This window comes from Micromonospora chaiyaphumensis (assembly GCF_900091435.1).
Taxonomy (GTDB): domain Bacteria; phylum Actinomycetota; class Actinomycetes; order Mycobacteriales; family Micromonosporaceae; genus Micromonospora; species Micromonospora chaiyaphumensis.
This window is the reverse complement of record NZ_FMCS01000002.1, coordinates 194002-220641: the sequence shown is the minus strand read 5'-3', so window position 1 is coordinate 220641 and position 26640 is coordinate 194002. Positions and strand designations below refer to the sequence as shown.

At 73.2% G+C, this 26640-nt stretch carries 25 protein-coding genes; 13 read left to right on the top strand and 12 right to left on the bottom strand.

Annotated features, from left to right (window positions below):
• Window positions 1-41 precede the first annotated feature (41 nt).
• The gene (locus GA0070214_RS06760) at window positions 42-812 is read left to right on the top strand and encodes an isoprenyl transferase (protein ID WP_091260350.1); all 771 of its coding nucleotides are present in this window, start codon (window positions 42-44) and stop codon (window positions 810-812) included.
• Window positions 813-838: 26 nt separating this feature from the next.
• Here the strand turns inward: GA0070214_RS06760 and otsB are convergent, their stop codons facing one another.
• The 3 genes from otsB to GA0070214_RS06745 all read right to left on the bottom strand — a co-directional run bounded on the left by otsB (window position 839) and on the right by GA0070214_RS06745 (window position 2691).
• Window positions 839-1663, bottom strand: a complete 825-nt coding sequence (gene otsB, locus GA0070214_RS06755; protein ID WP_091260348.1) for a trehalose-phosphatase — start codon at window positions 1661-1663, stop codon at window positions 839-841.
• A 70-nt stretch (window positions 1664-1733) separates the two neighbouring features.
• On the bottom strand, window positions 1734-2087 hold the full coding sequence (locus tag GA0070214_RS06750) for a hypothetical protein (RefSeq protein WP_091260346.1): 354 nt from the start codon (window positions 2085-2087) through the stop codon (window positions 1734-1736).
• A 163-nt stretch (window positions 2088-2250) separates the two neighbouring features.
• Window positions 2251-2691, bottom strand: coding sequence for a helix-turn-helix domain-containing protein (locus GA0070214_RS06745; protein ID WP_091261416.1), 441 nt, complete (start codon window positions 2689-2691; stop codon window positions 2251-2253).
• 264 nt (window positions 2692-2955) lie between these two features.
• Here GA0070214_RS06745 and GA0070214_RS06740 point away from each other — a divergent pair, with 264 nt between their 5' ends.
• The 6 genes from GA0070214_RS06740 to GA0070214_RS06715 all read left to right on the top strand — a co-directional run bounded on the left by GA0070214_RS06740 (window position 2956) and on the right by GA0070214_RS06715 (window position 8283).
• Window positions 2956-3297 (top strand): hypothetical protein, encoded by a 342-nt coding sequence (locus tag GA0070214_RS06740; protein ID WP_091260344.1) that lies wholly within the window; start codon window positions 2956-2958, stop codon window positions 3295-3297.
• Window positions 3294-3731 carry a hypothetical protein gene (locus GA0070214_RS06735; protein WP_091260341.1) on the top strand — a complete coding sequence of 146 codons (438 nt, stop codon included), beginning with the start codon at window positions 3294-3296 and terminating at the stop codon, window positions 3729-3731. Before GA0070214_RS06740 ends, GA0070214_RS06735 begins: the two co-directional genes overlap by 4 nt.
• A 343-nt stretch (window positions 3732-4074) precedes the next feature.
• On the top strand, window positions 4075-5487 hold the full coding sequence (locus GA0070214_RS06730; RefSeq protein WP_091260338.1) for an RNA 5'-3' helicase PhoH2: 1413 nt from the start codon (window positions 4075-4077) through the stop codon (window positions 5485-5487).
• A 278-nt stretch (window positions 5488-5765) separates the two neighbouring features.
• The gene (locus tag GA0070214_RS06725) at window positions 5766-6446 is read left to right on the top strand and encodes an aggregation-promoting factor C-terminal-like domain-containing protein (protein WP_167364206.1); all 681 of its coding nucleotides are present in this window, start codon (window positions 5766-5768) and stop codon (window positions 6444-6446) included.
• Between the two features lie 101 nt (window positions 6447-6547).
• Complete coding sequence (locus GA0070214_RS06720; protein ID WP_091260330.1) at window positions 6548-7207, top strand: rhomboid family intramembrane serine protease; 660 nt, start codon at window positions 6548-6550, stop codon at window positions 7205-7207.
• A gap of 107 nt (window positions 7208-7314) precedes the next feature.
• On the top strand, window positions 7315-8283 hold the full coding sequence (locus GA0070214_RS06715; RefSeq protein ID WP_091260328.1) for an NAD(P)/FAD-dependent oxidoreductase: 969 nt from the start codon (window positions 7315-7317) through the stop codon (window positions 8281-8283).
• Window positions 8284-8302: 19 nt separating this feature from the next.
• On the opposite strand, the gene GA0070214_RS06710 is transcribed toward GA0070214_RS06715, so the two are convergent.
• Complete coding sequence (locus tag GA0070214_RS06710; protein ID WP_091260325.1) at window positions 8303-8992, bottom strand: TetR/AcrR family transcriptional regulator; 690 nt, start codon at window positions 8990-8992, stop codon at window positions 8303-8305.
• Window positions 8993-9128: 136 nt separating this feature from the next.
• Between GA0070214_RS06710 and GA0070214_RS06705 the strand changes: the two genes are divergently transcribed.
• The gene (locus tag GA0070214_RS06705; protein ID WP_091260323.1) at window positions 9129-10046 is read left to right on the top strand and encodes an NAD-dependent epimerase/dehydratase family protein; all 918 of its coding nucleotides are present in this window, start codon (window positions 9129-9131) and stop codon (window positions 10044-10046) included.
• On the opposite strand, the gene GA0070214_RS06700 is transcribed toward GA0070214_RS06705, so the two are convergent.
• Together GA0070214_RS06700 and glpX are read right to left on the bottom strand one after the other, a co-directional pair.
• Window positions 10015-11016, bottom strand: coding sequence for a DMT family transporter (locus GA0070214_RS06700; protein ID WP_091260321.1), 1002 nt, complete (start codon window positions 11014-11016; stop codon window positions 10015-10017). The genes GA0070214_RS06705 and GA0070214_RS06700 overlap by 32 nt on opposite strands.
• Entirely contained in the window at window positions 11013-12044 is a 1032-nt protein-coding gene (gene glpX / locus GA0070214_RS06695; RefSeq protein WP_091260318.1) for a class II fructose-bisphosphatase, read from the bottom strand. The genes GA0070214_RS06700 and glpX overlap by 4 nt, the downstream gene beginning before the upstream one ends.
• Window positions 12045-12203: 159 nt before the next feature.
• On the opposite strand from glpX, the gene GA0070214_RS06690 reads away from it, so the two are divergent.
• The gene (locus tag GA0070214_RS06690; protein ID WP_091260315.1) at window positions 12204-12899 is read left to right on the top strand and encodes a DUF4245 domain-containing protein; all 696 of its coding nucleotides are present in this window, start codon (window positions 12204-12206) and stop codon (window positions 12897-12899) included.
• A 179-nt stretch (window positions 12900-13078) separates the two neighbouring features.
• Entirely contained in the window at window positions 13079-13918 is an 840-nt protein-coding gene (locus GA0070214_RS06685) for a hypothetical protein (RefSeq protein ID WP_091260313.1), read from the top strand.
• Window positions 13919-13953: 35 nt separating this feature from the next.
• Here GA0070214_RS06685 and GA0070214_RS06680 read toward each other — a convergent pair whose 3' ends face one another.
• Both GA0070214_RS06680 and xseA read right to left on the bottom strand, forming a co-directional pair.
• A complete protein-coding gene (locus tag GA0070214_RS06680) occupies window positions 13954-14166 on the bottom strand; it encodes an exodeoxyribonuclease VII small subunit (RefSeq protein WP_091260311.1) in 213 nt (70 codons plus the stop codon).
• A gap of 14 nt (window positions 14167-14180) precedes the next feature.
• Window positions 14181-15395, bottom strand: coding sequence for an exodeoxyribonuclease VII large subunit (gene xseA, locus GA0070214_RS06675; protein WP_091260310.1), 1215 nt, complete (start codon window positions 15393-15395; stop codon window positions 14181-14183).
• Window positions 15396-15561: 166 nt separating this feature from the next.
• Here xseA and GA0070214_RS06670 point away from each other — a divergent pair, with 166 nt between their 5' ends.
• Together GA0070214_RS06670 and GA0070214_RS06665 are read left to right on the top strand one after the other, a co-directional pair.
• The gene (locus tag GA0070214_RS06670) at window positions 15562-16548 is read left to right on the top strand and encodes a 4-hydroxy-3-methylbut-2-enyl diphosphate reductase (protein ID WP_091260308.1); all 987 of its coding nucleotides are present in this window, start codon (window positions 15562-15564) and stop codon (window positions 16546-16548) included.
• 41 nt (window positions 16549-16589) lie between these two features.
• A complete protein-coding gene (locus GA0070214_RS06665) occupies window positions 16590-16994 on the top strand; it encodes a hypothetical protein (protein WP_091260306.1) in 405 nt (134 codons plus the stop codon).
• A gap of 70 nt (window positions 16995-17064) precedes the next feature.
• Here GA0070214_RS06665 and GA0070214_RS06660 read toward each other — a convergent pair whose 3' ends face one another.
• Both GA0070214_RS06660 and rmuC read right to left on the bottom strand, forming a co-directional pair.
• On the bottom strand, window positions 17065-20373 hold the full coding sequence (locus GA0070214_RS06660; RefSeq protein ID WP_091260303.1) for a S8 family serine peptidase: 3309 nt from the start codon (window positions 20371-20373) through the stop codon (window positions 17065-17067).
• 148 nt (window positions 20374-20521) lie between these two features.
• Window positions 20522-21700, bottom strand: coding sequence for a DNA recombination protein RmuC (gene rmuC, locus GA0070214_RS06655; protein WP_091261413.1), 1179 nt, complete (start codon window positions 21698-21700; stop codon window positions 20522-20524).
• A gap of 55 nt (window positions 21701-21755) precedes the next feature.
• Here rmuC and GA0070214_RS06650 point away from each other — a divergent pair, with 55 nt between their 5' ends.
• Window positions 21756-22565 (top strand): hypothetical protein, encoded by an 810-nt coding sequence (locus GA0070214_RS06650; protein WP_091261410.1) that lies wholly within the window; start codon window positions 21756-21758, stop codon window positions 22563-22565.
• A gap of 60 nt (window positions 22566-22625) precedes the next feature.
• Here the strand turns inward: GA0070214_RS06650 and ppc are convergent, their stop codons facing one another.
• Both ppc and GA0070214_RS06640 read right to left on the bottom strand, forming a co-directional pair.
• Window positions 22626-25412: a phosphoenolpyruvate carboxylase gene (ppc, locus tag GA0070214_RS06645; RefSeq protein WP_091260301.1), complete on the bottom strand. Its 2787-nt coding sequence runs from the start codon at window positions 25410-25412 to the stop codon at window positions 22626-22628.
• Window positions 25413-25535: 123 nt separating this feature from the next.
• Window positions 25536-26567, bottom strand: a complete 1032-nt coding sequence (locus GA0070214_RS06640; RefSeq protein ID WP_091260299.1) for a hypothetical protein — start codon at window positions 26565-26567, stop codon at window positions 25536-25538.
• Window positions 26568-26640 lie beyond the last annotated feature (73 nt).

Genomic DNA, 26640 nt, shown 5'->3' with positions numbered 1-26640 from the left:
GAGACACTCATCTTCCGCGCGGGTCGCTACCCTGCAAGGTGATGACTCTGCGGAAACTCCTCTACTCCGTGTACGAGCGCCGGCTCACCGCGAAGCTCGCGGGCAAGCCGGTGCCCCGGCACGTCGGCGTGATGTGCGACGGCAACCGCAGATGGGCCCGGGAGATGGGCTTCGTCGACCCGAACGACGGCCACCGGATGGGCGCCGAGCGGATCAAGGAGCTGCTGCGCTGGTGCGACGCAGCCGGTGTCGGGCACGTCACGCTCTGGCTGCTCTCCACCGACAACCTGGCCCGGCCGGCCGCCGAGCTGGACCCGCTGCTCCAGATCATCGAGGACCTCACCACCGAGCTGGCCGAGGAGGGCAACCCCTGGCGGCTGCGGATGGTCGGCGCCCTCGACGTGCTGCCGGCGCACCACGCCGCCGCGCTCAAGGCGGCCGAGGAGCGCACCCGGCAGCGCAGCGGGGGCGCTCAGGTCAACATCGCCGTCGGCTACGGCGGCCGGCGCGAGATCGCCGACGCGGTCCGCTCGCTGCTGCTGGAGCACGCCGCGACCGGCGGCACGATCGAGGAGCTGGCCAACTCGATCGATGTCGACCACATCTCCGAGCACCTCTACACCAAGGGGCTGCCCGACCCGGATCTGATCATCCGGACCAGCGGCGAGCAGCGTCTCTCCGGCTTCATGCTCTGGCAGAGCGCCCACTCGGAGTTCTACTTCTGCGAGCTCAACTGGCCCGACTTCCGCCGGGTCGACTTCCTCCGCGCCCTGCGCTCCTACGCCACCCGCCAGCGCCGCTACGGCGCCTGAGGGCGCCCCCGGCCGGCCCGCCGGCCTCAGCGCAGGTGGGGAAGCGCCTCGGTGAGGAAGTCGCCGAGGGCGGCGGGGGAGTCCAGCGTGAGGTCGGCGGCGTCGGCGACCTCGTGACCGGTCTCCGGGTTCGCCACGGCGACGCAGACGCCCAGGAACTGCGGGTCGGCGGCGGCCCGGGCGCGCAGCGCCGAGAAGGCCTTGATGTCGGAGACGTCGTCGCCGAAGTACCAGGCGCCGCTGGCGTCCCGGACCACCTCGCCGATGACCATGCCCTTGTCGCGGTCGACCGGGGGCTTCAGCTCCAGCACCATGCGCCCGGCCTGGCAGCGCAGCCCCAGCGCCTCGGCCCGGGCCCGGCCCCACTCCTGCACGAGGTCGCCGAGCTGCGGCGCGGTGCGCCAGTGCAGCGCGACGGAGAGCCGCTTGAACTCCACGAGGGCGCCGGGCGGCAGTTCGGCGCGGGCCTGCTCGGCCAGGTCGGCCATGGTGGGCACCCAGGGTAGGGCGGCCGGCTCGGTGACCGTCTCGCCGCCGGAGTGGCTGTGCTCCAGGCCGTAGAGGCCGTAGAGGTCGATGCCGGCGAGCCCGCCGAGGTGGTCGCGGAGGAATTCCACCGGGCGCGCCGAGACGATGGCGATCCGGCGTACGCGGGGGGCGAGCGCCTCCAGCGCGGCGAGCACCTTCGGCGCGGGCTGGACCGCGGTGGGGTCGTCGTCGACCGGCGCGAGGGTGCCGTCGAAGTCGAAGAAGAGCACCACGTCGCCCGCGCGGGCGGCGGTGGCACGCCACGCGTGCTCGGCGTCCAACGGGGTTTTCGGCTGCTGGTTGCCCAGATTCAACGGCGGCACGCGCGACAGCGTACCCCGGTCGCGGCGGCGTATTCGTGGCCGAGATGTGACGTCGGAACGGCGCGGAATCTCAGCGTTCGGCGGCTCCCCGTCCCCGGCGCCCGAACGGCACCACGGCCGCTTCCTGCCCGTGGCTGAGCAGGTAGCCCTCCACGAAGCCGGTGTTCCGGTCGCCGGTGTGCGTCTCGATCTCGTTGAGCCGCGCCACCAGGAACTCGGTGAGCGCGCTGACCCGGTCGTTGAGCCGGTCGTGCAGCTCGGCGACGACGGCGAGGACCACCGCGGTGCCGGCCGTGATGAGCGCGAACAGGTTGACGACCACGGGAAGCTGCCCGCCGTCCAGTACGCCGACCACCACGTTGCCGGTCACGCACGATGTCACCGACACCACCGCGACCACGACTGCCAACCATTTCAGGGTCATGGACAGACCCCTCCTTCTGTCCCGCAGGGCTGGGTTCGGCTGTGTCCCGTCCCCCCGCCGATGACGAGCCCTTAGCAGTACAAACGTGGACGCTAGCCGGTCCGATCCGGCCCCGAGGCGAAACAATCGGGTCTGACCTTCCATTCTTTCGCCATCTGAGGAACTACCCGGCTTGTTTACCTCTATTTGGGGCATCGACCGGGAGGGTTGGGCGATAAGCGAGATAACGAATGGTTTCCCGGATGTGGAACTTCTCCGCGTCGGAGACGTCCGGGTCGACCAGCCGGCGCAGCAGGGCCTCGACGTCCGGGTCCATGGGCGGCGGGGTGGGGGTGGCGCGAGGGGCGGCCGCCCGGTCCCAGCCGAGGGCGGCGAACGCCACCGCCGGGTTGATCCCCAGCCCTTCGCAGAAGGCGACCACCCGCTCGGCCTCGGGGTCGCTGGCCCAGTCACCCCGGACCCAGCGGTTGATGGTCTGCCGGGAGACGCCGGTGCGCCGGGAGACCTCGGTGCCGCTCCAGGCGCGCATGGCACGCGCGTCCTCCAGGGCGCGGCGGACGAAGGTGGCGAAGGCGATCTTCCGTGCGTTCGCGGTCTCGGTCACCCCGTGACGGTACGGCCAGTCGGTCTCCTCGCCGCCGCCCGGCACGCTGCTGTCACGCCGACGTGACGGCGGTCCACCGTTCCCGGTAAACGATCCAGAGCTGTTTCTGAGGGGTGTCACCCGGGCAGAATAGATGGACGCCAGTACGGCGGTAAACAGACGAAAAGCTGATACTGTCACGCTCATGAGACAACTTACGGTGTGTCACGTGCCTGAGACGACGAGTGCTCACATGCGTCACTCCGCGGGTGTCGAGGGGGTCTCGTGACCGAGCTCGCGACCCGTGCGCAGGCCTTCGGCCTGATCGCCGAGGGGGTGACCGCCGGCCTGAGCGCCCCCTGGCGCCTCTACCTGGCGCGGGGCTGCCGCTACCTCTCCCTCAGTGTCGGGGACCGCGACGAGTGGGACGCCTGGCGGACCCACCTCGGCTGTCCCGAGCTGAGCGTCCGGGTCTACGAGGCCGGCGGCGAGATCCGCCGGGCCTCGGTCGCCGAGGTGATCGTCGACGGCTGCCGGATCAGCGTCGAGCTGGTCGAGGAGGTCAGCACCGCCGACCTGGAGCGGCTGCTGGTCGTCGACCCGCTCCCCGGGGCGGACGAGCGATGAGCCCCTTTCTCGCCGTCGTGCTGGTCCTCGTGCTCGGCTCGACCTGCTATGCGGCGGGCCGGCTGCACGGCCAGCTCAGCTACCGGATCGGCTACCGGTTCGGCTACCGCCAGGGTTACTTCGACGGGGACCGGGGCGCCTGGCACCGGCGCCGTCGGGACGCCCAGGCCGCGATCGCCTCGGCACTGGTCGGTCCGGCCCCGGCCGCGGTGACCACCACCACGACCGGGCGCACGAGGCCGTTCGCGGGTACGGCCGTCCCCGCCGCGGTCACCGCCCGCACCGCCTCCGGCCCGGCGCTGCGGGCCACTGCCACCGCCACCGCCCAGCTCGGTGGGCTGGCCGCCCGGCAGGGCACCACGTACACCGGCTCCTCGTTCGGCGCGGCCGGCGGCGGGCCGCGGACCGGGACCCTGGTCCGGCGGCAGGGCTGAGGTCCGCCCCAGACGCGGTGTGCCGTCCGCGGCGGACGCGCACCGTCGGAGCCGCCCGTCAGACCGGTGACGGTGGCTCCGCCGGCCGGGATGCGCGCAGGGGGCATGCATCCCGGCCGGTTCCGCCGTCGTTCATCTCCCGGTCGGGTGTGATCCACTCGCACCACTAGCCGACCGGGCCTCCGGCGATTAGCGTCTAGGCATGGCACGGGGTTTTCCCGGGCCGGCCGGACAGCCCGGACCTGCGACCTCGCGCACGGGGCCCGCATCCGACCCCGTGTCCCACCGGGCACCGGAAGAGGCGGAACTCGGGTGGCCGGGTGCCCATCCGCGGAGCAGGCCTGTGACCACTCGCCGTACCCCCGCCGGTGCCGACCAGAACCCGGCCGCGACCGCCACGACCCGCCGGACCACCCGCAGCCGCCGCACGGCCGCCGCGCCCGCCGGCGCCGAGGAGCCCCGACCAGCCGGCCAGGCCTTCGTCCTGGACACCTCGGTCCTCCTCTCCGACCCGGCGGCTTTCCACCGCTTCGCAGAGCACGAGGTGGTGCTGCCGCTGGTGGTGATTTCCGAACTGGAGGGCAAGCGCCACCATCCCGAGCTGGGCTGGTTCGCCCGGCAGTCGTTGCGCATGCTGGACGAGCTGCGGGTGCGGCACGGCCGGCTCGACCGGCCGGTGCCCGCCAACGACCAGGGCGGCACCCTCCGGGTGGAGCTGAACCACACCGACGACGGGGTGCTGCCGCCCGGGTTCCGGAACGAGTCGAACGACGCCCGGATCCTCTCGGTGGCGCTCAACCTCGCCGCCGAGGGCCGCGAGGTCACGCTCGTCAGCAAGGACATGCCGCTGCGGGTGAAGGCGGCCTCGGTCGGCCTGCGGGCCGACGAGTACCGGCACGGTCAGGCCAGCGACCCGACCTGGACCGGAATGGCCGAGCTGGAGCTGGCCGAGGAGGAGATCGGCCGGCTCTACGCGGGGGAGGCGCTCGACCTCGACGTGGCCGCCGGCCTGCCCTGCCACACCGGCCTCGTGCTGCACTCGGCGCGGGGCTCGGCGCTCGGCCGGGTGCTGCCCGACAAGACCGTCCGGCTGGTGCGGGGCGACCGGGAGGCGTTCGGCGTGCACGGCCGCTCGGCGGAGCAGCGGGTGGCCCTCGACCTGCTCCTGGACGAGTCGATCGGCATCGTCTCGCTGGGCGGCCGGGCCGGCACGGGCAAGTCCGCGCTGGCCCTCTGCGCCGGCCTGGAGGCGGTGATGGAGCGCCGCCGGCACAAGAAGGTCGTCGTGTTCCGCCCGTTGTACGCGGTCGGCGGCCAGGAACTGGGCTACCTGCCCGGGTCCGAGTCGGAGAAGATGTCGCCCTGGGCGCAGGCCGTCTTCGACACCCTCGGCTCGGTGGTGCACGAGAACGTGCTGGAGGAGGTCACCTCGCGGGGCCTGCTGGAGGTCCTGCCGCTCACCCACATCCGCGGCCGGAGCCTGCACGACGCCTTCGTCATCGTCGACGAGGCGCAGTCGCTGGAGCGCGGTGTCCTGCTGACCGTGCTGTCCCGGATCGGCCAGGGGTCGCGGGTGGTGCTCACCCACGACGTGGCCCAGCGGGACAATCTGCGGGTCGGCCGGCACGACGGGGTGACCGCGGTGATCGAGGCGCTGAAGGGTCATCAGCTCTTCGCGCACGTCACTCTCAGCCGTTCGGAGCGTTCGCCCATCGCCGCGATGGTCACCGATCTGCTGGAGGACATTCCGCTCTGAGGCTGACCTTTGCCCTATTTTGCGGGCATTCTTTGTGTGGCGCAGATCACAATCGGCCTCCTTGGTTTCCCATCGGCCTCACTGTGCGCAATGGTGTCCAACGAGCGCCTCAGCACCACCAAGATCGTTGAGCATCGTTCGCCACGACCCGGCGGGAGAGCCACGAACACCGGTGCGTCGGCTGCGACCGCGAGGGTCGGGGCGCTCACGGCACCGCCACGGCCGCTCCCAGGGCCGGGCGTCGCGCCGTGTCCTTGCCCCCGACGAAGGGACACTTCGTGAGTCGGCTGTGGAGCCGGTTCGGCGCCCGTACGGCCGCTGTCGCACTGCTCTCCGTGGGCGTTGCGGGCGGCTTCTATCTGGGCGAAGACCGACAGACCCAGCAACAGGGCCTGACCGCGCAGGTCGGCCTGGAGGTCGACCGGACGGAGTACGCGTACCAGCGCGACCGCCAGGCCGACCACCGCCTGGTGTCGGCCAAGCAGCGGGCCGCCGAGTACCAGGCGAAGCTGCGCGCCGCTGCGGCGGCCAAGGAGGCCGCCGAGCGGGCCAAGGAGGCCGAGGCGGCGGCCGCGTCCCGCAAGAAGGAGCGGGAGGCCGCGGAGAAGGCGGCGGCCAAGCCGTACGACGGGCCGATCCCGGCCTCCTGCGAGGAGTTCAGCGGCAACCGCAAGATCGGTTGCGCGATCATGCTCGACGAGGGCTTCGGCATCGACCAGTTCCCCTGTCTGGACAAGCTCTGGACGAAGGAGAGCGGCTGGAACCACAAGGCCTACAACGAGGGGTCCGGCGCGTACGGGATCCCGCAGGCCCTGCCGGGCAGCAAGATGGGCTCGGTGGCCGACGACTGGAAGACCAACCCGGCCACCCAGATCAAGTGGGGCCTCGGCTACATCGAGGGCCGTTACGACGACCCGTGCGGTGCCTGGGCGCACTCGCAGAGCTCCGGCTGGTACTGATCGGACACCGACGGCGGGGCGTGCGGAGATTCGCACGCCCCGCCGTCGTCGTGTCACCGCTCGGGTGGCGGTACGCCGCGATTGCTGATAGCACTTGACGGGTGACCTGGCGAGACGGCCCGACGGGCGGCGACCCCCACCGGTTCGGCACCGAGGCGTTCTACGCCTCGCTCGGCCGGGCCTTCGTCGCCATGTGCGCGGTCGTGCCGGTGCTGTTCCTCATCGAGGCCGTCGACGTGGGCCTGCGCGCCGACCTCGACGTCACCGCGGGCATCATCCCGCACCGCATCCAGGGGCTCGACGGCGTCTTCTTCTCGCCGTTCCTGCACGCCGGCTGGAACCACCTCTACAGCAACAGCATCCCGCTGATCCTGCTCGGCACCTTCGTGCTGGCCGCCGGCACCCGCCGGTTCCTCTGGTCCACGCTGGTGATCATTCTGGTCAGCGGCCTGGGTGTCTGGTTCACCGGCTCGCCCAACTCGGTGGTGGTGGGTGCGAGTGGCGTGATCTTCGGCTACCTCGGCATCCTGCTCACCCGCGGCATCGTCGAGCGCAGCTGGTGGAACTTCGCCGTCGTGCTGCTCGTCGGCCTGCTCTACGGCTGGCAACTGCTCGGCATCCTGCCCACCGACGAGCGCATCTCCTGGCAGGGGCACCTGTTCGGGCTGCTCGGCGGGGCCGTCGCGGCGGTGCTGTTCCGCCGCCGGACGGACGTGGGGCAGCGGGACCCGCTCGGGTCACCCCCGGTCACGCTGTCCTGACGGCACGTCCATCCGCCGGCGGGACGTGCTTGCCCGCGGCCACCGCCCCGCCTACCGTCGAGATCAGCACGCGTTGATCCCCTGGCGAAGTGACGGGACGGTACGCCATGCGCGAGGTCGATGTCGCCGTGATCGGGGCCGGCCCCGCCGGGCTGTTCGCCGCCTACTACGCCGGGTTCCGCGGGCTCTCCGTGGCCGTGATCGACGCGCTGCCCGAGCCGGGTGGCCAGGTCACCGCCATGTACCCGGAGAAGCTCATCCTCGACGTCGCCGGGTTCCCCGCCATCAAGGGGCGGGAGCTGGTGGCCAACCTCGTCGCCCAGGCCGCGCCCTTCCGCCCGGAGTACCTGCTCGGGGTGCGGGCGGAGAAGCTGTCGTACCTGGACGGGCGGCCGGTGCTCGGGCTGGCCGGCGGTGACCAGCTGCGCTGCGGCGCGGTGCTGGTGACCGGCGGGCTGGGCAGCTTCACGCCCCGGCCGCTGCCGGTGGCGGACAGCTTCGTGGGCGCCGGGATCGTCTACTTCGTACCGCAGCCGACCGAGCTGACCGGCCGCGACGTGCTCATCGTGGGCGGCGGCGACTCGGCGTTCGACTGGGCCGTGACGCTGGCCCCGATCGCCCGCTCGGTGACCCTCGTGCACCGGCGCGACCGGTTCCGCGCGCACGCCTCGACCGTCGACCGGGTGCGCGCGCTGCCGGTGCGGATCGTGGTCAACGCCGAGGTGAGCCGGCTGCACGGGGAGGACCGGGTCACCGGCGCCGAGCTGACCGTGCGCGGCGGCGCGGTGGAGACCCTGCCGGTGGACACCGTGGTCGCCGCGCTCGGGTTCACCGCCGACCTGGGTCCGCTCGCCGAGTGGGGGCTGAACCTGGACCGGCGGCACATCGTGGTCGACAGCGCCATGGCCACGAACCTGCCCCGGGTCTTCGCGGCCGGCGACATCACCGACTACCCGGGCAAGGTCCGGCTGATCGCCACCGGCTTCGGCGAGGCGGCCACCGCGATCAACAACGCCGCGGTCGTCATCGACCCGAGCGCGCACCTCTTCCCGGGCCACTCCTCCGACGGCACCTGACCGGCGGCCCTGCCGGGGCTCAGGCGGGCAGGCCGATCAGGTCGGCCATCAGCCCGGTCTGGTGGTCGAAGTACTCGTCGCGATGCGGCAGCATCCGGTTGATCCGGCCGAACAGCTCGAAGCTGATCAACCCGAAGAGCTGGGTCCAGCCGGCCATGGCGCGGGCCAGCAGCGCGGGCGGCAGGTCCACCTCGATCAGGGCGGCCAGTTCGGCCACGTCCGACCGCAGCGGTTCGGGCAGTTCCTCGCCGGACGGGTGGAGCCGGCCGCCGGCCACCCCGTCGCGGAGGATGCCGACCAGGGTCATCGGGGGACGCTGGGCCGGCGCCACGGTGTCGTCGGGTGCCGCGTAGCCGGGGACGGGGCTGCCGTAGAGCAGGGCGTACTCGGCGGGATGGGCCAGCGCCCAGGCCCGGGCGGCCCGGCACACGGCGTGCCAGCGCCCGCGCAGGTCCGCCCGGTCGGCGCCGGCGTCGGCCGCCTCCACCGCGTCGCCGAGCGCCTCGTACCCCTCGAGGATCAGTGCGGTGAGCAGGTCGTCGCGGCTGGGGAAGTAGCGGTAGATCGCCGAGGAGACCATGCCCATGTCGCGGGCGACCGCCCGGAGTGAGAGGTTCGCGCCGTCGGTGGCCAGGTGGCGGCGGGCGACCGCCTTGATCTCGTCGATCATGCCGGCGCGGACCCGGGCGCGGAGCGAGGGAGCGACCATGCCCCCACTCTGCCACGGAAGAGAGCGCCAATCAAAACCGAGAGCGCTGCTCTTGACGGATCGGCCCTGCGTGGGTCATGCTCTGCTGCGAGAGCGGTGCTCTCAGATCGGATCTCTGCTTCGAAGGGTGGCCCTCATGGCCCTGCACGTGATCGTCGGCGCCGGACCCGTCGGCACCGCCACCGCCCGCCTCCTCGCCGAGCGCGGCGACCGGGTGCGGGTGGTGACCCGCCGCGGCACCGGCCCGGCGCACCCCGCCGTCGAGCGGATCGCCGCCGACGCCGCCGACGCGGACCGGCTGACCGCGCTGACGGAGGGCGCGGTGGCGCTGCACAACTGCGCCAACCCGGCGTACCACCGGTGGCCGCTGGACTGGCCGCCGCTGGCCGCCTCGCTGCTCACCGCCGCCGAGCGGACCGGCGCGGTCCTCGCCACGGTCGGCAACCTCTACGGGTACGGCCCCGTCGACGGCCCCATGACCGAGGCGACCCCGCTCGCCTCGACGGGCACGAAGGGTCGGGTCCGCAACCGGATGTGGGCCGACGCGCTGGCCGCGCACCGGGCCGGCCGGGCCCGGATCACCGAGGTGCGCGGCTCCGACTACCTCGGCGCCGACGGGACCTCGCTGGCCATGATGGTGCTGCCCCGGGTACTCGCCGGGCAGCGGGTGTTCCTGCCGGTCGACTGGGACGCCCCGCACACCTGGACGTACATTCCGGACGTCGCCCGTACCCTGGTCGCCGCCGCGACCGACGAGCGGGCCTGGGGGCGGGCCTGGCACGTGCCCAGCGCACCCGCCGTCTCGATGCGGGACCTCGCCGGACGCGCCGCGGCCCTGGTCGGCGCGCCCGCGCCGCGACTGACCCGGATGCCGTACCCGGTGCTCTGGCTCGGCGGGCTGGCCAACCCGTTCGTCCGGGAACTGCGGGAGACGGCCTACCAGTTCGACCGCCCGTACGTGCTGGACTCGACCGCCGCGACCGCCACCCTCGGCGTCGAGGCCACGCCGCTGGACCGGGCCGTCAAGGAGACGGTGGCGGCGCTGCGGGGTTGACCGGCCGCGGCGGCGGCCCGAGCGCGGCGACCAGCACCGCGACCAGGGTCAGCGCCGCACCCAGCAGGGTGGTCGGCGTGGGGTGCGAGGCGGCGGTGGGCAGCAGCAGGTCCAGCAGGACGGCGCCGACGACCTGCCCGGCGATGGTGGCCAGGCCGAGCAGCAGCACCCCGGTGAACCGGACGATGGCGGCGGCCAGCGCGATGAACACGATGCCGATGGGGCCGCCCAGGTAGAGCCACGGTTCGGCCGGGAAGCCGCCGGCCGGGCGGCCCCGGACCGTGACCTCCACCGCGAGGGTGGCGAGCAGCGCCGCCGTGCCCACGGTGAAGTTGACCAGCGTGGCGGTCAGGGCGCTGCCGGTGGCCCCCCGGACCCGGCCGTTCACCGCCTGCTGCCAGGCGATGCCCACCCCGGCCGCCAGCGGCAGCAGGGCCAGCGCCAGGGCGCCCGGGTCGCCGAGCCGGTCGCCCACCGCCAGCAGCACGGCCACCACCGTCAGCAGCGCGCCGACCAGCCGGTTCGGGGTGACCGGCTGCCGCCCGGTCGGGCCGATCCCGGCCCGGTCGACGAGCAGGCTGCTGCCGGACTGCCCGGCCACCACGGCGACGGTGAACACCGCCACGCCGAGGGTGCCGATGGTCAGGCCCTGGGTGGCGACCAGGAAGGCGCCGCAGACCCCGCCGAGGCACTGCCACGGCCGCAGCGAGCCGTCCCGCAGCGCGGCCCGCAGGGCGGCCAGGCCCCGCCGGCCGCCGGGGGAGGCGGGGACCAGCACGAGCAGCACCAGCAAGCCCAGGCCGAACGAGACCACCGCGGCGGCGATCCCGTCGGCCAGCCGTACGCCGAGCTCGCCGTTGATCCGGGACTGGACGGCCACCGCGACCCCCGAGGCGGTGGCCAGCCCGGTGCCGGCGATCCGCCGCGTGGTCGGCAGTGTCGGGGTCGCCGCCGTCCCGGTCGCGGTCACTCCTGCTCGGCCAGGGGGCGCCCGTCGAAGTCGACCGCCGAGTAGAGGGCGAGCTTCTCCAGCCGGTGGTAGGAGTCGATCACCCGGATCGTGCCGCTCTTGGAGCGCATGACGATCGACTGGGTGTAGGCCCCGCCCGCCCGGTAGCGCACCCCGCGCAGCAGGTCACCCGAGGTGACGCCGGTAGCCACGAAGAAGCAGTTGTCGCCCGTGACCAGGTCGTCGGTGAACAGCACCCGGTCCAGGTCGTGCCCGGCGGCCAGCGCCTTCTCCCGCTCCTGCTCGTCCTTGGGCCAGAGCTTGGCCTGCATCATGCCGCCCATGCACTTCAGGGCGCAGGCTGCCGTGATGCCCTCCGGGGTGCCGCCGATGCCCATGAGCACGTCGACGTCGGACTCGCCCCGGGCCGCCGCGATGGCGCCGGCGATGTCGCCGTCGGAGATGAACCGGATGCCCGCCCCGGTCCGCCGGATCTGCTTCACCAGGTCGTCGTGGCGCGACCGGTCCAGCACGCAGACCGTCACCTCGGCGGGGTCGGTGCCCTTGACCTTGGCGATCCGGCGGATGTTCTCGGCCACCCCGGCGTTGATGTCGACCACGTCGGCGTACATCGGGCCGACCGCGAGCTTCTCCATGTAGAAGACGGCGCTCGGGTCGAACATCGCGCCCCGCTCGGCGACCGCGAGCACGGCCAGCGCGTTCGGCATGCCCTTGCTCATGAGCGTGGTGCCGTCGATCGGGTCGACCGCCACGTCCACCTCGGGCCCGGTCCCGTCGCCGACCTCCTCGCCGTTGAAGAGCATCGGGGCGTTGTCCTTCTCGCCCTCGCCGATCACCACGACACCGCGCATCGGGATCGAGTTGATGAGCTTGCGCATGGCGTCGACGGCGGCTCCGTCGCCGCCCTCCTTGTCGCCCCGGCCGACCCAGCGGCCGGCGGCCATGGCCGCGGCCTCGGTCACCCGGACCAGGTCGAGGGCGAGGTTACGGTCGAGATCCTGGGGCGTCCGCGTCCTGGTGGTTGTCATGACGGCTTCCTCCTCGCGACGTTGCGGGGTGGACCGGCGGGATGCGGCCGTCGCCGCCGCCGGTTTTGTCGCTGATCCTCACACGATCTCAGGTTCGACGCCGGAGCGGGGCGGAGGAGGCCAGGATCACGTCACCCGGACGGCTGCGAGAATGGCGGGGTGGAACCCGCACAGCCTGCCGACCGCACACCGACCGACGCCACTCCGCCCGACGGCCAGCCGCCGGTGCGCCCGGCCGCCGGGGCCACCCCGCCGGCCGCGGAACCGGCCCTCGTCGAGTCGACCGGCATCACGCCGCCGGCCGACGCCGGGGAGCAGCCCGCGCCGCCCCCGCGGAAGGAGAAGGCCCGGTCCGAGCGGTCACCCAAGGACATGGCGCTGTCGTTGCTGGTCCTGCTGGTCCCGATCGCCCTGCTGCTCGCCTTCTACCGGGGCTTCCTCGGCGGTGACGAGCCGGTCACCGTCGACCCGGCGCCCGCCGTCGAGCAGGCCCGCGCGGCCAACGCCTTCCCGGTCGCCGAGCCGCAGGGGTTGGGCTCCGACTGGCGTACGGTCAGCGCCCGCTACCAGACCGACGCGGGCGTCGGGACGCTGCGCATCGGCTACGTGACCCCGGAGGGCCGGGGCGCGCAGCTGGTGGAGAGCAACGCGCCGGCGGAGAAGCTGCTGCCGGCCGAGCTGAGCGGTGGCCAGCCGCAGGGCCCGGCCGACCTGCCCGGCGGCACGAGCTGGCAGCGGTACACGGCCCGGGGCAACGAGCAGGCCCTCGTCCTGCTCGAGCCGAACCGCACCGTGATCGTGGTGGGCGACGCCGGTGAGGCGGAGCTGCGCGAGCTGGCCACCGCGCTGCGCTGACCGCTCCCGCACCGGACAGGGATTGCGGAACACCGCTTCAGGGAACAGAAGGGGGCACGAGCCCGCCGGAGCCGACCACACCGGCCGGACCGGGCTCGTGCGCCGGAGCCGGCGTCCGGGCTGCGGCGCCCCGACTCCGGCACCTCCGTGGGCCGGACGACCCACCTGGAGAGGTTGACGTGAAGATTCGACGCTTCAGCGCCACCGCGTTCGCCGCGGCGCTGCTCATCCCCGGCCTGGCCGCGTGCAACGACAACGGGACCGCCGGCGTAGGGGCCTCCGCGACCCCGGCCGCCTCGGGCAGCATCGCTCCGAGCGGCACGCCCGCCGGCGACGCCAAGCAGGCCCTTCTCGACTCCACCAACGCGATCCGCGAGGGGAACTTCCGGTTCAGCATGTCCGGCGCGGGCTCCACCGCCGAGGGGCAGGTGCACGAGCCCACCCAGAGCGCCGAGATGCGGATGACGATCGGCGACCCGTCGTCGGACCTCATGATGAAGCTGGACCTGGTCCACTACAAGCCGGACAGCTGGGTCAAGCTGGAGCTGGGCGGCAAGGCCGCCGCCAGCGTGCCCGGGCTGAAGAACCTCAACCTCGGCAAGTACCAGCACCTCGACCAGACCCGGATCCAGGGCAACCGGGCGCTCGGCTTCGACTTCGACAAGCTCGACCCGGCCGGCAGCGCGGTGCTGACCCAGGGTGTCACCGAGGTCCGGCAGACCGGCGAGGGCGCGTACGCGGGCACCGTCGACGTGTCGAAGGCGGCCGAGGCGGGCTCGCTCGACCCGGCGGTGATCACCGCGCTCGGCGCGCAGGCCCAGTCGGTGCCCTTCACCGCCAAGGTCGACCCGCAGGGCCGGCTCAGCGAACTGGTGCTCCAGATCCCGGCCGCCGGGCAGAGCGCCGCGCAGGACGTGAAGATCACCTACACGGACTACGGCAACGCTGCCGCCGCGCAGAAGCCCCCGGCCGACCAGGTCGTCGAGGCGCCCGCGGAGTTCTACAACCTGTTCAAGTGACCGGGCCGGCGGGGCGGCTCCGGCCGTCCCGCCGCTCAGTCCTCGGTGCGCTGCCGGGCGGCGTCGATGCGCTCCCGGGCGCCGTCGAGCCAGCGCTGGCAGATCCCGGCGAGCTGCTCGCCGCGCTCCCAGAGCGCCAGCGACTCCTCCAGCGAGGTGCCGCCCGCCTCCAGCCGCTCGACCACCGAGGCCAGCTCGGCGCGGGCCTGCTCGTAGCTGAGCCGCTCGTCCTTCGTCGTGTCAGTCATCGGGTCCCATTTCATCAGCCGTCCACGGTGGCGGTCAGCTCGCCCTCGGCGAGGCGGACCCGCAGCGGGTCACCCTTGGCCACCTCGGACGCGGCGCGGACCACGTGCCCGTCGCCGCGCTGGACGATGGCGTAGCCCCGGTCGAGGGTGGCCGCGGGGGAGAGGGCGCGCAGCCGCGCCAGGGTGTGCCGCAGGTCGTCGCCGGCGGCGCCGAGCCGGTGGTCCAGGCAGCGGCCGGCCCGGTCGCGCAGCGCCGCGACGTCGGTGGCCCGCTGGTCGACCATCACCTGCGGGCGGGCCAGCACCGGCCGGGACCGCAGCAGGTCGAGCCGGTGCCGCTCCCGGTCGACCAGGTTGCGCACCGCCCGCTCCAGCCGGGACCGGGCCTGGCCGATGAGGCGGACCTCCTCGGCCAGGTCGGGCACGATGCGCTTGGCCGCGTCGGTCGGCGTGGAGGCGCGTACGTCGGCGACGTAGTCGAGCAGCGGCGTGTCGGTCTCGTGGCCGATCGCGCTGACCACCGGCGTGCGGCAGGCGAAGACCGCCCGGCACAGCGCCTCGTCGGAGAAGGGCAGCAGGTCCTCGATGCCGCCGCCGCCCCGGGCGATGATGATCACATCGACCGTCGGATCGGCGTCGAGCACCTTGAGTGCGCCCACGATGTCGGGCACGGCGCTCGGCCCCTGCACCGCCACGTTGACCGTGCGGAACTCGACGGCCGGCCAGCGGCGGCGGGCGTTGGTCAGCACGTCGCGCTCGGCGGCCGAGGCCCGGCCGGTGATCAGCCCGATCCGGCCGGGCAGGAACGGCGGCCGGCGCTTGCGGGCCCGGTCGAAGAGCCCCTCGGCGGCCAGCAGCTTCTTGAGCTTCTCCAGCCGGGCCAGCAGCTCGCCGAGCCCGACCTGGCGGATCTCGTCGGCGCGCAGGCTGAGCGTGCCCCGGGCGGCGTAGAACTCGGGCTTGGCGTGCAGGACCACCCGGGCGCCCTCGGCCAGCTCCGGCGCGCCCGCGTCGAGCACGTCGCGGTTGGTGGTGACGGTCAGGCTGAGATCCGCCGACGGGTCACGCAACGTCAGGAAGACGGTGCTCGCTCCGGGCCGGCGGCTGATCTGCGCGACCTGCCCGTCGACCCACACCCACCCCAGCCGGGCGATCCAGGCCCCGATCTTCTGGCTCACCACCCGGACCGGCCACGGCTCCTCGGACGTGCTCCGTTCCCCCTCGCTCACCCGCCCACCCTAAGCCCCACCCCCGACGCCACCCGCGTCGATCATGAGGTTGACGGCGATGTCGATCTCCGTAACCGCCGCCAACCTCATGATCGACGCCTCGGGCGGGGCGGCCAGAGGGGTCGCAGCCGCAGTCGGCGGAAATCGGGGCACGTACGATGGTCGGGTGACTGACGCTGAGACGACTCCCCGGACCGGCAAGCGCGTGCTCCTGGCCAAGCCCCGCGGCTACTGCGCGGGCGTGGACCGGGCGGTGCAGACCGTCGAGGAGGCGCTCAAGCTCTACGGCGCGCCGATCTACGTCCGCAAGCAGATCGTGCACAACAAGCACGTGGTGCAGACGCTGGAGGCCAAGGGCGCGATCTTCGTGGAGGAGAACGAGGAGGTGCCGGAGGGCGCCACCGTCATCTTCTCCGCGCACGGCGTGGCGCCCGAGGTCTACGAGCAGGCCCGGACCCGCTCGCTCAAGGCCATCGACGCGACCTGCCCGCTGGTCACGAAGGTGCACCAGGAGGCCCGGCGGTTCGCCGCCGAGGACTACGACATCCTGCTGATCGGCCACGAGGGGCACGAGGAGGTCGTCGGCACCGCCGGTGAGGCACCCGCGCACATCCAGCTGGTCGACGGCCCGGACGGCGTCGACAAGGTCACCGTGCGGGACCCGAACAAGGTCGTCTGGCTCTCCCAGACCACCCTCTCGGTCGACGAGACCCTGGAGACCGTGGCCCGGCTCAAGCAGCGGCTGCCGCTGCTCCAGTCGCCGCCCAGCGACGACATCTGCTACGCCACCTCCAACCGGCAGCACGTGGTGAAGGAGATCGCCCCGGACTGCGACGTGGTGATCGTGGTGGGCTCGCGGAACTCCTCCAACTCGGTCCGCCTCGTCGAGGTGGCGCTGGACGCCGGCGCCCGGGCGGGGCACCTGGTCGACTTCGCGCACGAGATCGACGACGCCTGGTTGGAGGGCGCCCGCACCGTGGGGCTCACCTCCGGCGCCAGCGTCCCGGACGAGCTGGTCCAGCAGGTGCTCGCGCATCTCGCCGAGCGCGGCTTCGCCGACGTCGAGGAGGTCACGACCGCCAACGAGCGGCTGACCTTCTCGCTGCCGCAGGAGCTCAAGCGGGACCTGAAGGCCGCCGCGGCCCGCGGCTGACCGGCCGGAACGAAACCCGTGCCGGCCGCGTCCAACCCGTCATGAAGACTCCTCGGACGGTTCTCGTCGCCCTGCTGGCCGGCGCGGCGCTGACCGCCTGCGCCGGTCCGGGCAGCGAGCCCGCCGGCCCCAGCCCGACGGGAGCCGCCCCGGTGACCAGCCAGCCCGACCCCGCACCCAGCGTGAGCCCGAGCCACCCCGACCCCACCTGGAAGGGCGGCCCGTCGAAGCCGCCCGGCCCGGGCGCCACCACCCTGAGCGGGACGATCCGCGCCGGTGTCGAGCCGAACTGCCTGCTGCTCGACGACAACCTGCTGATCGGCGGCCCGCGCGACCTGCTCAAGCCCGGCACCCGGGTCGAGGTCACCGGCCGCTCGGAGCCGGGCATGGTGACCACCTGCCAGCAGGGCACCCCGTTCGTCGTCGAATCCGCCCGCCGCGCCTGACGCGAGCAGGGCGCCGGAACGGCAGGAGCCCCGCCCCCGGGTTGGGGGCGGGGCTCCTGAATTCAGCGGGTCAGTTGACCGCACCGACCTCCACCGAGCCGCGGCCGACGACCGCGCCCTCGACGGTGGTGACGGCGAGGTCACCGTAGAGCTCCCGCCCGGCGGCCGGGGTGGCGTTGGCGGTCACCGTGCCGGTCAGGGTGGCGGTGGCGCCGTTGGCCAGGGCCAGCGGGGTGCTGGGGGCGGAGAGCGAACCCAGCGCCGGGGCGGCGAACGAGTCGCGGTAGTCGTACGCGGTGGTCGGGTCGCTCACCGCGTAGCCGTCGATGACGACCCGGTAGGTGCCGGCGGCCGGGTTGGTCAGGGTGACCGCCTCCTCCGAGTCACCGTCGGCCGACTGGCCCACCCGGGTCGCGCCGAGGAAGACCGACAGGTCCAGGTCGGCGCTCAGGTCGGACGGGTTGCCGATCCGGGCGGTGAACGAGGTGGCGCCCGCCGGGACGTCCACCGTGTATTCCTGGCGAGCGCCCTCGGCGATGCTCGGCCGCTCGGCGTGCACGCTGGCGAGCGGGCCGCCGACGCCGGTCACCTGGACCGGGCCGAAGGCGTTGGTCAGGCTCCAGCTCACCTCGGTCGGGGTGCCGGCGGTCACCGACGGCAGCTCGACCACGGCCGGCTCGACCGTGACGCCCTGCACCCGCGCCTGGAGCTGGAACGGGTTGTCCAGCGCCGGCGAGGTGCGCCGCGCCTCCACCTCGATCTCCCAGACGCCCGGGATCGGGTTCTGGTAGTCCCGCTCCTGCGGCTTGCAGGCGGCGGCGTCGGAGAAGTTGGTGTAGCAGGCGGTGCTCGCGGTGCTCTCGACCGGCACGCCGTACGGGTTGATGGCGATGAACCGGGTCTGCGAACCGGTGGCGATGCCGGAGAGGTTGACCTGCAGCGCGCCCGCGCCCTCCGGAACCGTCACGAAGTACGAGGTGAAGCTGTTCCGCTCGACCGAGCCGCCGGTGGCGAACGAGTAGGCCGGTGCGGAGACCGCGGTCGAGGCGACCACGACGGTGGCGACCTCGAAGTCGACCACGGAGGTGGCCGGATCGTCGACGGTCATGATGGCGCCGTGCGCGCCGGCGGTCAGCGGCTTGGCCTTCACCTTGACGGTGACGGTCTTGTTGAGCGGCAGCCACACGACCGCCGGGGCCGAGAAGGTGCCGTCGTTGCCGCGGAACGCGACGGTGTGCTTGAGGCCCTTGTTCGGGCCGCTGGTGCGGGTCAGCTTGACCTCGTAGTAGCGGCTCTCCTTGACCTTCTGCCCGCCGTCGCCGGCCGCGCAGCGGTTGTAGATGCCGGTGCCCACGTTCGGGTTCGGCTCGAACTGGCCGGAGTCCTTGTTGTACTTCGTGAGGTTGCCCGACAGCTCGGTGCAGACCGGCGCCGCGGAGGTGTAGGTCCGGGTCTGCACGCCCGCGGCGAGCAGGTTCCACGCGCCCGGCACGTTGAACATGCCGTAGCCCTGCGCGTACGTCGGGACGCCCGCGATCGGCTTGGCGGAGGTGTAGATGGCCCGGCGCAGCGCGGCCGGGGTGACGCCCTTGTCGGAGGCCTTGGCCGCCGAGAGCAGCAGTGCGGCGGCGCCGGTGGCCTGCGGCGAGGCCATCGAGGTGCCGTTCAACATCTGGTAGCCCGGGGGCAGCGGGTAGCCGGCCTCGGGGACCGGGTTGCCGGGCTGCCAGGTCGGCGCCGTGGAGATGGCCGAGCCGGGGGCGGTCACGTTGGGCTTGAAGCCGCCGTCCTCACGCGGGCCGCGGGAGGAGAAGTTGAACAGCGCGTTCTCCTTGCGGACCACGGAGCCGTAGTTGGCCAGCCAGGTGTCCTTGCTGACGTTCGCGGCGACGCTGACCACGTTGCTGGCGACGGAGGGGTCGCCGACGGTGTTCAGGCCCGGGCCGGAGTTGCCGGCCGAGATGAACATCTGCACGCCGTAGGTGTCGATCAGCGTGTCGTAGAGGTTGGCGCGGGCGTTGGAGCCGTCGTTGAGCGCCGGCAGGCCACCGATCGACATGTTGACCACGTCGACCTTGCGGTTGACCACGAGGTCGACCATGCCGGTGGTGAGCGCCGCGGCGGTGCAGCCGCCGCCCCACGAGCAGGCCCGGGCGGAGACCAGCTTGGCACCGGGGGCGGCGCCGTCGAAGGCGCTGTTGCCCAGCATGTCGTTGGCGGCGGTGATGCCGGCGACGTGGGTGCCGTGGGTGGCCTCGATGATGCCGATGTTCACGTAGTCGACCAGGCCGGGGCCGCCGGCCGGGGTGGTGTCGACGTCCTCGCGGTATTCCACGACGAACGGCATCTGGTCGCGTACCGCGGTGGCCGGGTTGTCGGTGCCGAAGTGGCCGACCTGGAACTTCTCCTTGTACGGCCGCATCACCTCGTCATCGGTGAAGTCGCGGTTCTGGTTGACGTCCACCCGGATGTCGTGGTTCACGGGGTTGTAGAGGATGCCCCACGAGTCGGTGGTGTCGCCGTCCCGGTTGACGTCACCAGCCGGGTCGCTGCCGGCCGTGATCGACTCGCGGAAGGTGTTGAAGCGGTAGGTGCCGGCGGGAGCGGTCCAGGTGACGGCGGAGGCGCCGGTGCCGGTCGTGAAGGACGGGCCCGCGACCTCGGTGATCATCGAACGCCAGGTGGCGTCCTCCAGCGGGTCCGTCGCGGTGACCCAGTCGACGATCTTGCGCTCGCCGGTGGTGGTCTTCTGCAGCGCCGGCTGGTCCAGGTCGATCCCGGAGTCCATGATGCCGATGGTGACGCCGCGGCCGTCCCACGTCGGGTGCGCGGCCTTGAAGGCCTCCGCGCCGGTCTCGTTCGTGGGCATGTACGGGTTGACCGCACCGGTGTCGGCGCCCGGGCCGGCCAGGGTCGCGCCCTGCGCGGCGGCCTTCGCGCCGGAGGGGGCGGCCTCGGGGGCCGGGTCGGGAAGCTTGATGGTCTCGTCGAGGTCGACGGCGGAGACGCCGGGGAGCGTCGCGGCCTTGAGGACCTTCGCGGTGGGGACCTTGGCCAGCACGTAGCCGACCTGGTCGTAACGCTGGCTGACCGTGGCGCCCAGGCTGGCCAGCCCGTCGGCGACCTTCTTGGCGGAGCCCTTCTTGGCGGCGATGATCAGGGTGACGGTCGGGGCGTGCTTCGCCTCCGCCTCGTCCAGCAGCTTGGCGTCGTGGGCGCCCAGGGTCTCGGCGGCGGTCGGCTGCGAGGCGTCGGGGGCGGCGGAGGGGGCTGCGCTCGCGGTCGCGGCGCCACCCCCCACGGTCATGGCGCCGGCCGCCAGGACCGAGGCGAAGAGCGCGGCGGAGGTACGCCGACTCCGGTTGCGGGGTTGACTCACGTTCTCTTCCTCCAGAGAACAGGGCCCTTCAGAAGACAGGGCACGCGTGACAGCGATCCTTCGGCCTGGCCCTGTCGGTGTCACTACTCCGAAGTAGGTTGTGACCACTCCGTGACTCCGATCGGCCGACGTCGTCACGTCCGAAGTGTCAACCGTCGATGGCTGCCGGCCGTTCGGCCGATGTGGACGGCCCGTCCACCAGCTCCGGTGCCTGCGGCTGGCGCGGCGCCAGCTCGATCTGCGCCGGGGCGGCCAGCTCCTGGTCGGAGACGCCCAGCTCGGCCAGCTTGCGGGCGCTGACCAGCACCCGTGCCTCCAGCGAGCCGACCGCCCGGTTGTAGGCGGTCACCGCGCCGCTCAGCGCGCCACCGAGCTTGCCGACGTGATCGCCCAGGGTGGACAGCCGCCCGTAGAGCTCGCGGGCCAGCGAGTGCACGGTGGCCGCGTTGCGGGCCAGCGCCTCCTGCCGCCACGAGTAGGCCACCGTGCGCAGCAGCGCCACGAGGGTGGCCGGCGTGGCCAGCACCACGTTGCGGGCGAAGGCGTGCTCCAGCAGCGACGGGTCGCGCTGCAACGCCACGTCGAGGAACGGGTCGGCCGGCACGAACAGCACCACGAACTCCGGGGTCTGGTCGAACGCCGCCCAGTAGGTCTTGGCGGCCAGCCCGTCGACGTGCGCCCGCAGGTGCCGTGCGTGCGCGTCGAGGTGGGTGTCACGCCCCCGCTCGTCGCGGGCCTCCATGGCGGTCAGGTAGGCCTCGAAGGGCGCCTTGGCGTCGACCACCACGGTGCGGCCGCCGTGCAGCCGGACCACCAGGTCGGGGCGGACCCCCTGGTGGTCGGTGGCGGCGGTGACCTGCTCGTTGAAGTCGCAGTGCTCCAGCATGCCGGCCGCCTCGACGATCCGCCGGAGCTGGTGCTCGCCCCAGCGGCCGCGCACCTGCGGGGCGCGCAGCGCCGCCACGAGCTGCTTGGTCTCGGTGCGCAGCTCACCCGAGACCGCGCTCATCGACCGCACCTGTTCGCGCAGCTCGGCGTAGGCGTCGACCCGGTCGCGCTCCAGCTCCGCGACCCGCTGCTCGTAGCGGCGGAGGGTGTCGTGCAGCGGTGCCACCGCCCGGGCCACCGCCTCCTGGGACTGCGCGGTCGCCTCGTAGCTGAGCGCCCGCATGGACTGCTCCAGCCGCCCCTCGCCCTCGCGGGTGGCGGCCAGGGTCGCCTCCAGCCGGGCGATCTCGGTCGCCGAGCGGGACCGGGCGGCCAGCCACCCTACGGCGCCGCCCGCGGCGAGGCAGAGCACCACCACGGCCAGCGTCGAGAAGCTCATGCCGAAGAGCTTGCCAAACGGGTACGACGTGCGCCCGCTGGGTACGTTCGAGGTCATGGAGGTTGCCCTGTGGGTGGTCCTGATCCTGATGCTCGGAGGTGCCCTGGTGTTCTGGCGGTGGGGAAGCAGGTCCCGGCGGGCCACCGAGCTGGCCGACGCGCGCGCTGAGGCGCAGCGCTGGTACGAGCGGCTCGGCGGGCAGCTCATGAACCTGCACGGCGACGCCCCCGCGGTCCGCCAGGCGCTGGCCGACGCGGGCGAGCGCTACAACGCGGCCGGCTCCCAGCTCGAGCAGGCGGGCACCACGCACCAGTTCGCGCTGGCCCGGGAGACCGCGCTGGAGGGGCTGGCGTACATCCGGGCGGCCCGCACCGCCATGGGCATCGACCCGGGCCCGGAGCTGCCGCCGCTGGCCGCCGCGCGCGGCGCGGGGATGCTCACCAAGGAGCGCGAGGTCAACGTGCAGGGCCAGACCTACCGGGCCGGCCCCCAGCCGGGAAACGGGACGCCCTACTACTACCCGGGCGGAAACTGGCAGGGCCGCCCGGTGCCGGCCGGCTGGTACTCGACGCCGTGGTGGAAGACCGCGCTGGGCACCGGGGCCGGCGTGCTCGGCGGCATCCTGATCGCCGACGCGCTCTTCTCGCCCGCCTTCGCCGACCCGGGCTACGGCTACGAGGCCGGCTACCAGGAGGGCTTCAACGACGGCCAGGACCAGGGCGGCGACCAGGGTCAGGACTTCGGTGACCAGGGTCAGGACTTCGGTGACCAGGGTCAGGACTTCTCCGGCCAGGGTGACTACGCGGCCGGTGATTTCGGCGGCGGCGACTTCGGTGGGGGCGACTTCGGCGGCGGCGACTGGTAGCCCGCCCGGGAGGACGGAGGCCCCGGTCGGCGGGACCGGGGCCTTCCTCGTCGCCCGGGGTCAGCCGGTGTTGCGCATGCCGGCGGCGATGCCGTTGACCGTGGTCAGCAGCGCCCGCTCCAGCGCCGTACCGTCGTTGGGTGCCCGGCGCCCGCCCGGCGCGGTGGCCACCGCCCGGCCCGCGGCCCCGGAGTCCCGGTACTGCCGCAGCAGCGCCACCTGGAGGTGGTGCAGCGGCTCCAGGTAGGTGTCCCGCACCGCGAGAGTGCGCTGGAGCACGGGCGAATTCTCCAGCAGCGCCGGCGAGGCGGTGACCGCCAGCACCTCCTGCTTGGTCAGCTCGTACTCCTGCTCGATCTTCTCGAAGATCGGGTGCAGCTTCTTGGGGACCAGGGTCTCCACGTAGCGCCGGGCGATGGTCAGGTCGGTCTTGGTCAGCATCATCTCGACGTTCGACAGGAACGTCCGGAAGAAGTGCCAGTTCCGGTTCATCTCGGCGAGCACGTCCTCCAGCCCGGCCGCCCGCGCGGCGGCCAGCCCGGAGCCCACGCCGAACCAGCCGGGCACGATCTGCCGGGTCTGCGTCCAGCCGAACACCCACGGGATGGCCCGCAGGCCGGCCAGCCCGGCGCCGGTGTTCGGCCGTTTCGCCGGCCGGGAGCCGATGTTGAGCGCGCCGAGCAGCTCGGTCGGGGTGGAGGCCCAGAAGTAGGCGGGCAGGTCCGGGTCCTCGACCAGCGACCGGTAGGACCGGAAGGCCGACTCGGAGACCACGTCCATGGTGGCGTCCCAGCGTTCCAGCATCTCGGCCGGCTGCCGGGGCGCGGTGTGCAGCAGCGTCGCCTGGAGCACCGCCGCCACGGTCAGCTCCAGGTTCTCCCGGGCCAGCGCGGGCAGCGTGTACTTGTCGGAGATGACCTCGCCCTGCTCCGTCACCTTGATCGCGCCGTCGAGGGTGCCGTAGGGCTGGGCCAGGATGGCCTCGTGGGTGGGGCCGCCGCCGCGGCCGACCGTGCCGCCCCGGCCGTGGAAGAGCCGCAGGTGTACGCCGTGCCGCGCGGCCACGTCCCGCAGCGCGCGCTGGGCGCGGTGGATGGACCACTGGCTCGTGGTGATGCCCGCCTCCTTGTTCGAGTCGGAGTAGCCCAGCATCACCTCCTGCACGTCGCCGCGGGCCGCCACGAGCGCCCGGTAGGCCGGCAGGGACAGCAGCTCGTCGAGGATCTCGCCGCCGGCGTTCAGCTCGGTCGGGGTCTCCAGCAGCGGCACGATCCCGATCCGGGCCCGGCCGCTGTGCACGTCGACCAGGCCGGCCTCGCGGGCCAGCACGACCGCGGCGAGCACGTCGTCGACGCCGAGGGTCATCGAGATGATGTACGACTCGATCACCTCGGTGCCGAACCGGTCCTGCGCCTCGCGGATCGCCCCGAACACGTCGAACGTCTTCTGCGCCGACTCGGTGAGCGGGCTGTCCTGCGTGGAGAGCGGCCGGCGGCCGGCCAGCTCGTCGGCGAGCAGCTTGGTGCGCTCCAGCCGGGTCAGCGACGGGTAGTCGGACACCTCGCCGACCGCCGCGTAGAGCTGGGTGAGCACCTCGTGGTGCTTCTCGGCGTGCTCGCGCACGTCCATGGTGGCCAGGTGCAGCCCGAACGCGGACACCGTGCGGATGGTCGAGGCCAGCCGGCCCACGGCGGTGAGCTGCCCGGAGTTGCGGGCCAGCGAGGCGCGCAGCAGCTCCAGGTCGGAGATCAGCTCGGCCGAGCCGCGGTAGTCCCGCCCCGGCACGTGCGGGGTGCCGGTGCGCAGCCGCTCCCGGGTGTTGGCCAGCTTGGCCTTCACGCACCGCGCCTTGAGCCGGTAGGGCTCCTCGGCGTTGACCCGGCGGAACCGGGGCGCCACCTCGGGCAGCGCGTCCAGGTCGGCCGCGAGGCTGGCGGACAGGTCGAGGGAGACCGCGCGCAGCCGGCGGGAGACGCTGACCTCGTTGATCAGCTGGTCCATGGCCTTCTCGGTGGCCTCGATGCCGTGCTCGTGCTGGATGCGCAGCACGTCGCGGGTGACCGTCGGGGTGACGAACGGGTTGCCGTCCCGGTCGCCGCCGATCCAGGTGCCGAAGGTCAGCGGGCGGGCGGTCGGTGAGGTCTCCACGCCGAGCGTGCGCAGCGTGTCGGCGAGGTCGTCGAGCACCTGCGGGGCGGCCTCGGCGTGCAGGTCGCGCAGGTAGTAGATGGCGTTGCGGGCCTCGTCGGTCGGGTCCGGCCGGTCCAGCCGCAGCTCGTCGGTCTGCCACATGAGGTCGAGCAGCTCGGCCAGGCGCCGGTTGGCCGGCCCCTCGTCGCTGGCGCCGTAGAGGATCGCGTTGGCCGTCTCGGCGTCCAGCTCGTCGGCGACCGCGCGCAGCTTGGACAGGATGGACCGGCGGGCCGCCTCGGTGGGGTGGGCGGTGAAGACCGGGCGTACGGCGAGCCGGCGGGCCGCGGCGGCGATCTCCTCGGCCGGCACCCCGCGCTCGGCGATCATCTTGGCCGCCTGGTCCAGCCAGCCGCCGTGTGTGGCCCGCCGGCGGCGCAGGTCGCGGGCCCGGTGCACCTGCTCGGTGATGTTGGCCAGGTGGAAGTAGGTGGAGAAGGCCCGGGCCAGCTTGGTGCCGGTGGTGACGTCGAGCCCGGCGAGGCGCTGGGCGGCGGCCGGCGGGTCGGAGCGGACCTGGGCCCGGATCTCCTCGACCAGGTCGAGCAGGGGCCGGCCTTCCTGCCGGGCGAGGGTCTGCCCGAGCAGCGTGCCGAGGCGGCGGATGTCGGCCCGGAGAGCGGCGTCGGGGCCGTCGTGGTCGTGCTGGTCGGTCACGGTGCGCTCCTTACGCGAGTACGAAGGACAGCGCTGTCCGACTCCCTGGATGGTATCCGCGCGAGCCCCGGCGCACGGAGGGGGACCGCGTGACGATCTGCACTCTGGGACGGGCCGGCCGGCTCAGCCATGAGCGGTCGGCGCGTCGGGGGTGCGGGTGCGGGCCGCGCGCCGGTGCGCCCGGAAGATCGTCGCGGTGAGCAGGCCGACGACACCGAGCAGGGCCCAGAGGGTGAGCCCGGACAGCGTCCAGCCCGTCGAGCGGCGGTCGAAGTAGACCGCCGACTTGATCAGGTCGGTGGTGAGGCCGGGCAGGTTCCACCGATGCATGCCGCGCATCCAGTCCGGCAGGAACTCCGGGGCGTAGATGCCGCCCGAGCCGGGGTTGCCGAGCACGACCAGCAGCAGGATCACGAGACCCGTGCCGAGCAGCCCGAGCCACGCCTGCACGGCGCTGGCGATCATCGCGGCGGCGAAGACGGCCAGCGCCCCGGCCGCCGCGACCGCCGGGATGTCGTGGTGCCAGACGTCGAGCACCGGGCCGACGACGGTGGCGCCAACGATGCCCAGCACGACCGAGTAGACCGCCAGAGCGGCGATCCGCAGCCCCGCCCGGGGCAGGCTCACCGGGGCGGTGCCGGTGCGCAGGCCCAGCGCGGTCGAGGCCAGGTAGCCGCCGAGCACGAGGCCGACCGCCAGGTAGAAGGGGACCAGTCCGCGCGGGTCGGTCGGCTCCACGGGCACCTCGTCGGTGACCTGGATCGGCAGGTTCGCCTGCTGGGCGGCCTGGCCGAGCACCTGGGTCACCAGCTCGGTGGCGGCCGGGGCCGAGGCGCTGGCGGTGGCCAGGTGCAGGCCGTTGTCCGGACCGGAGGTGAGCACCCCGTACACCTCGCGGGTGGTCAGGCCGTCGTCGGCGGCGGCCGGGTCGTCGTACTCGATGGGTTCGATCTTGTCGGTGCGCTGGCGGACGGCGGCCAGCACGGCCTGGGCGCGCTGGTCGCCGAGGACGACCCCGACGGGCACGTCGTGGGGCCGGGGCTGGTGCAGCGCGCCGACGTAGGCGGCGATGAACGCGGTGGCCAGGGCGAGCGTGCCGAGCAGCAGCGCCGCCGTGCGGGGCAGCCAGTCGCGTACCGGGAGCGCCTCGTCCACACGCTCAGCCTATTGCCCGGATATGCCCGGCTCAGGCGGTTTTCCTCCGGCGGAAATCGCTGGCGCGCCCCGA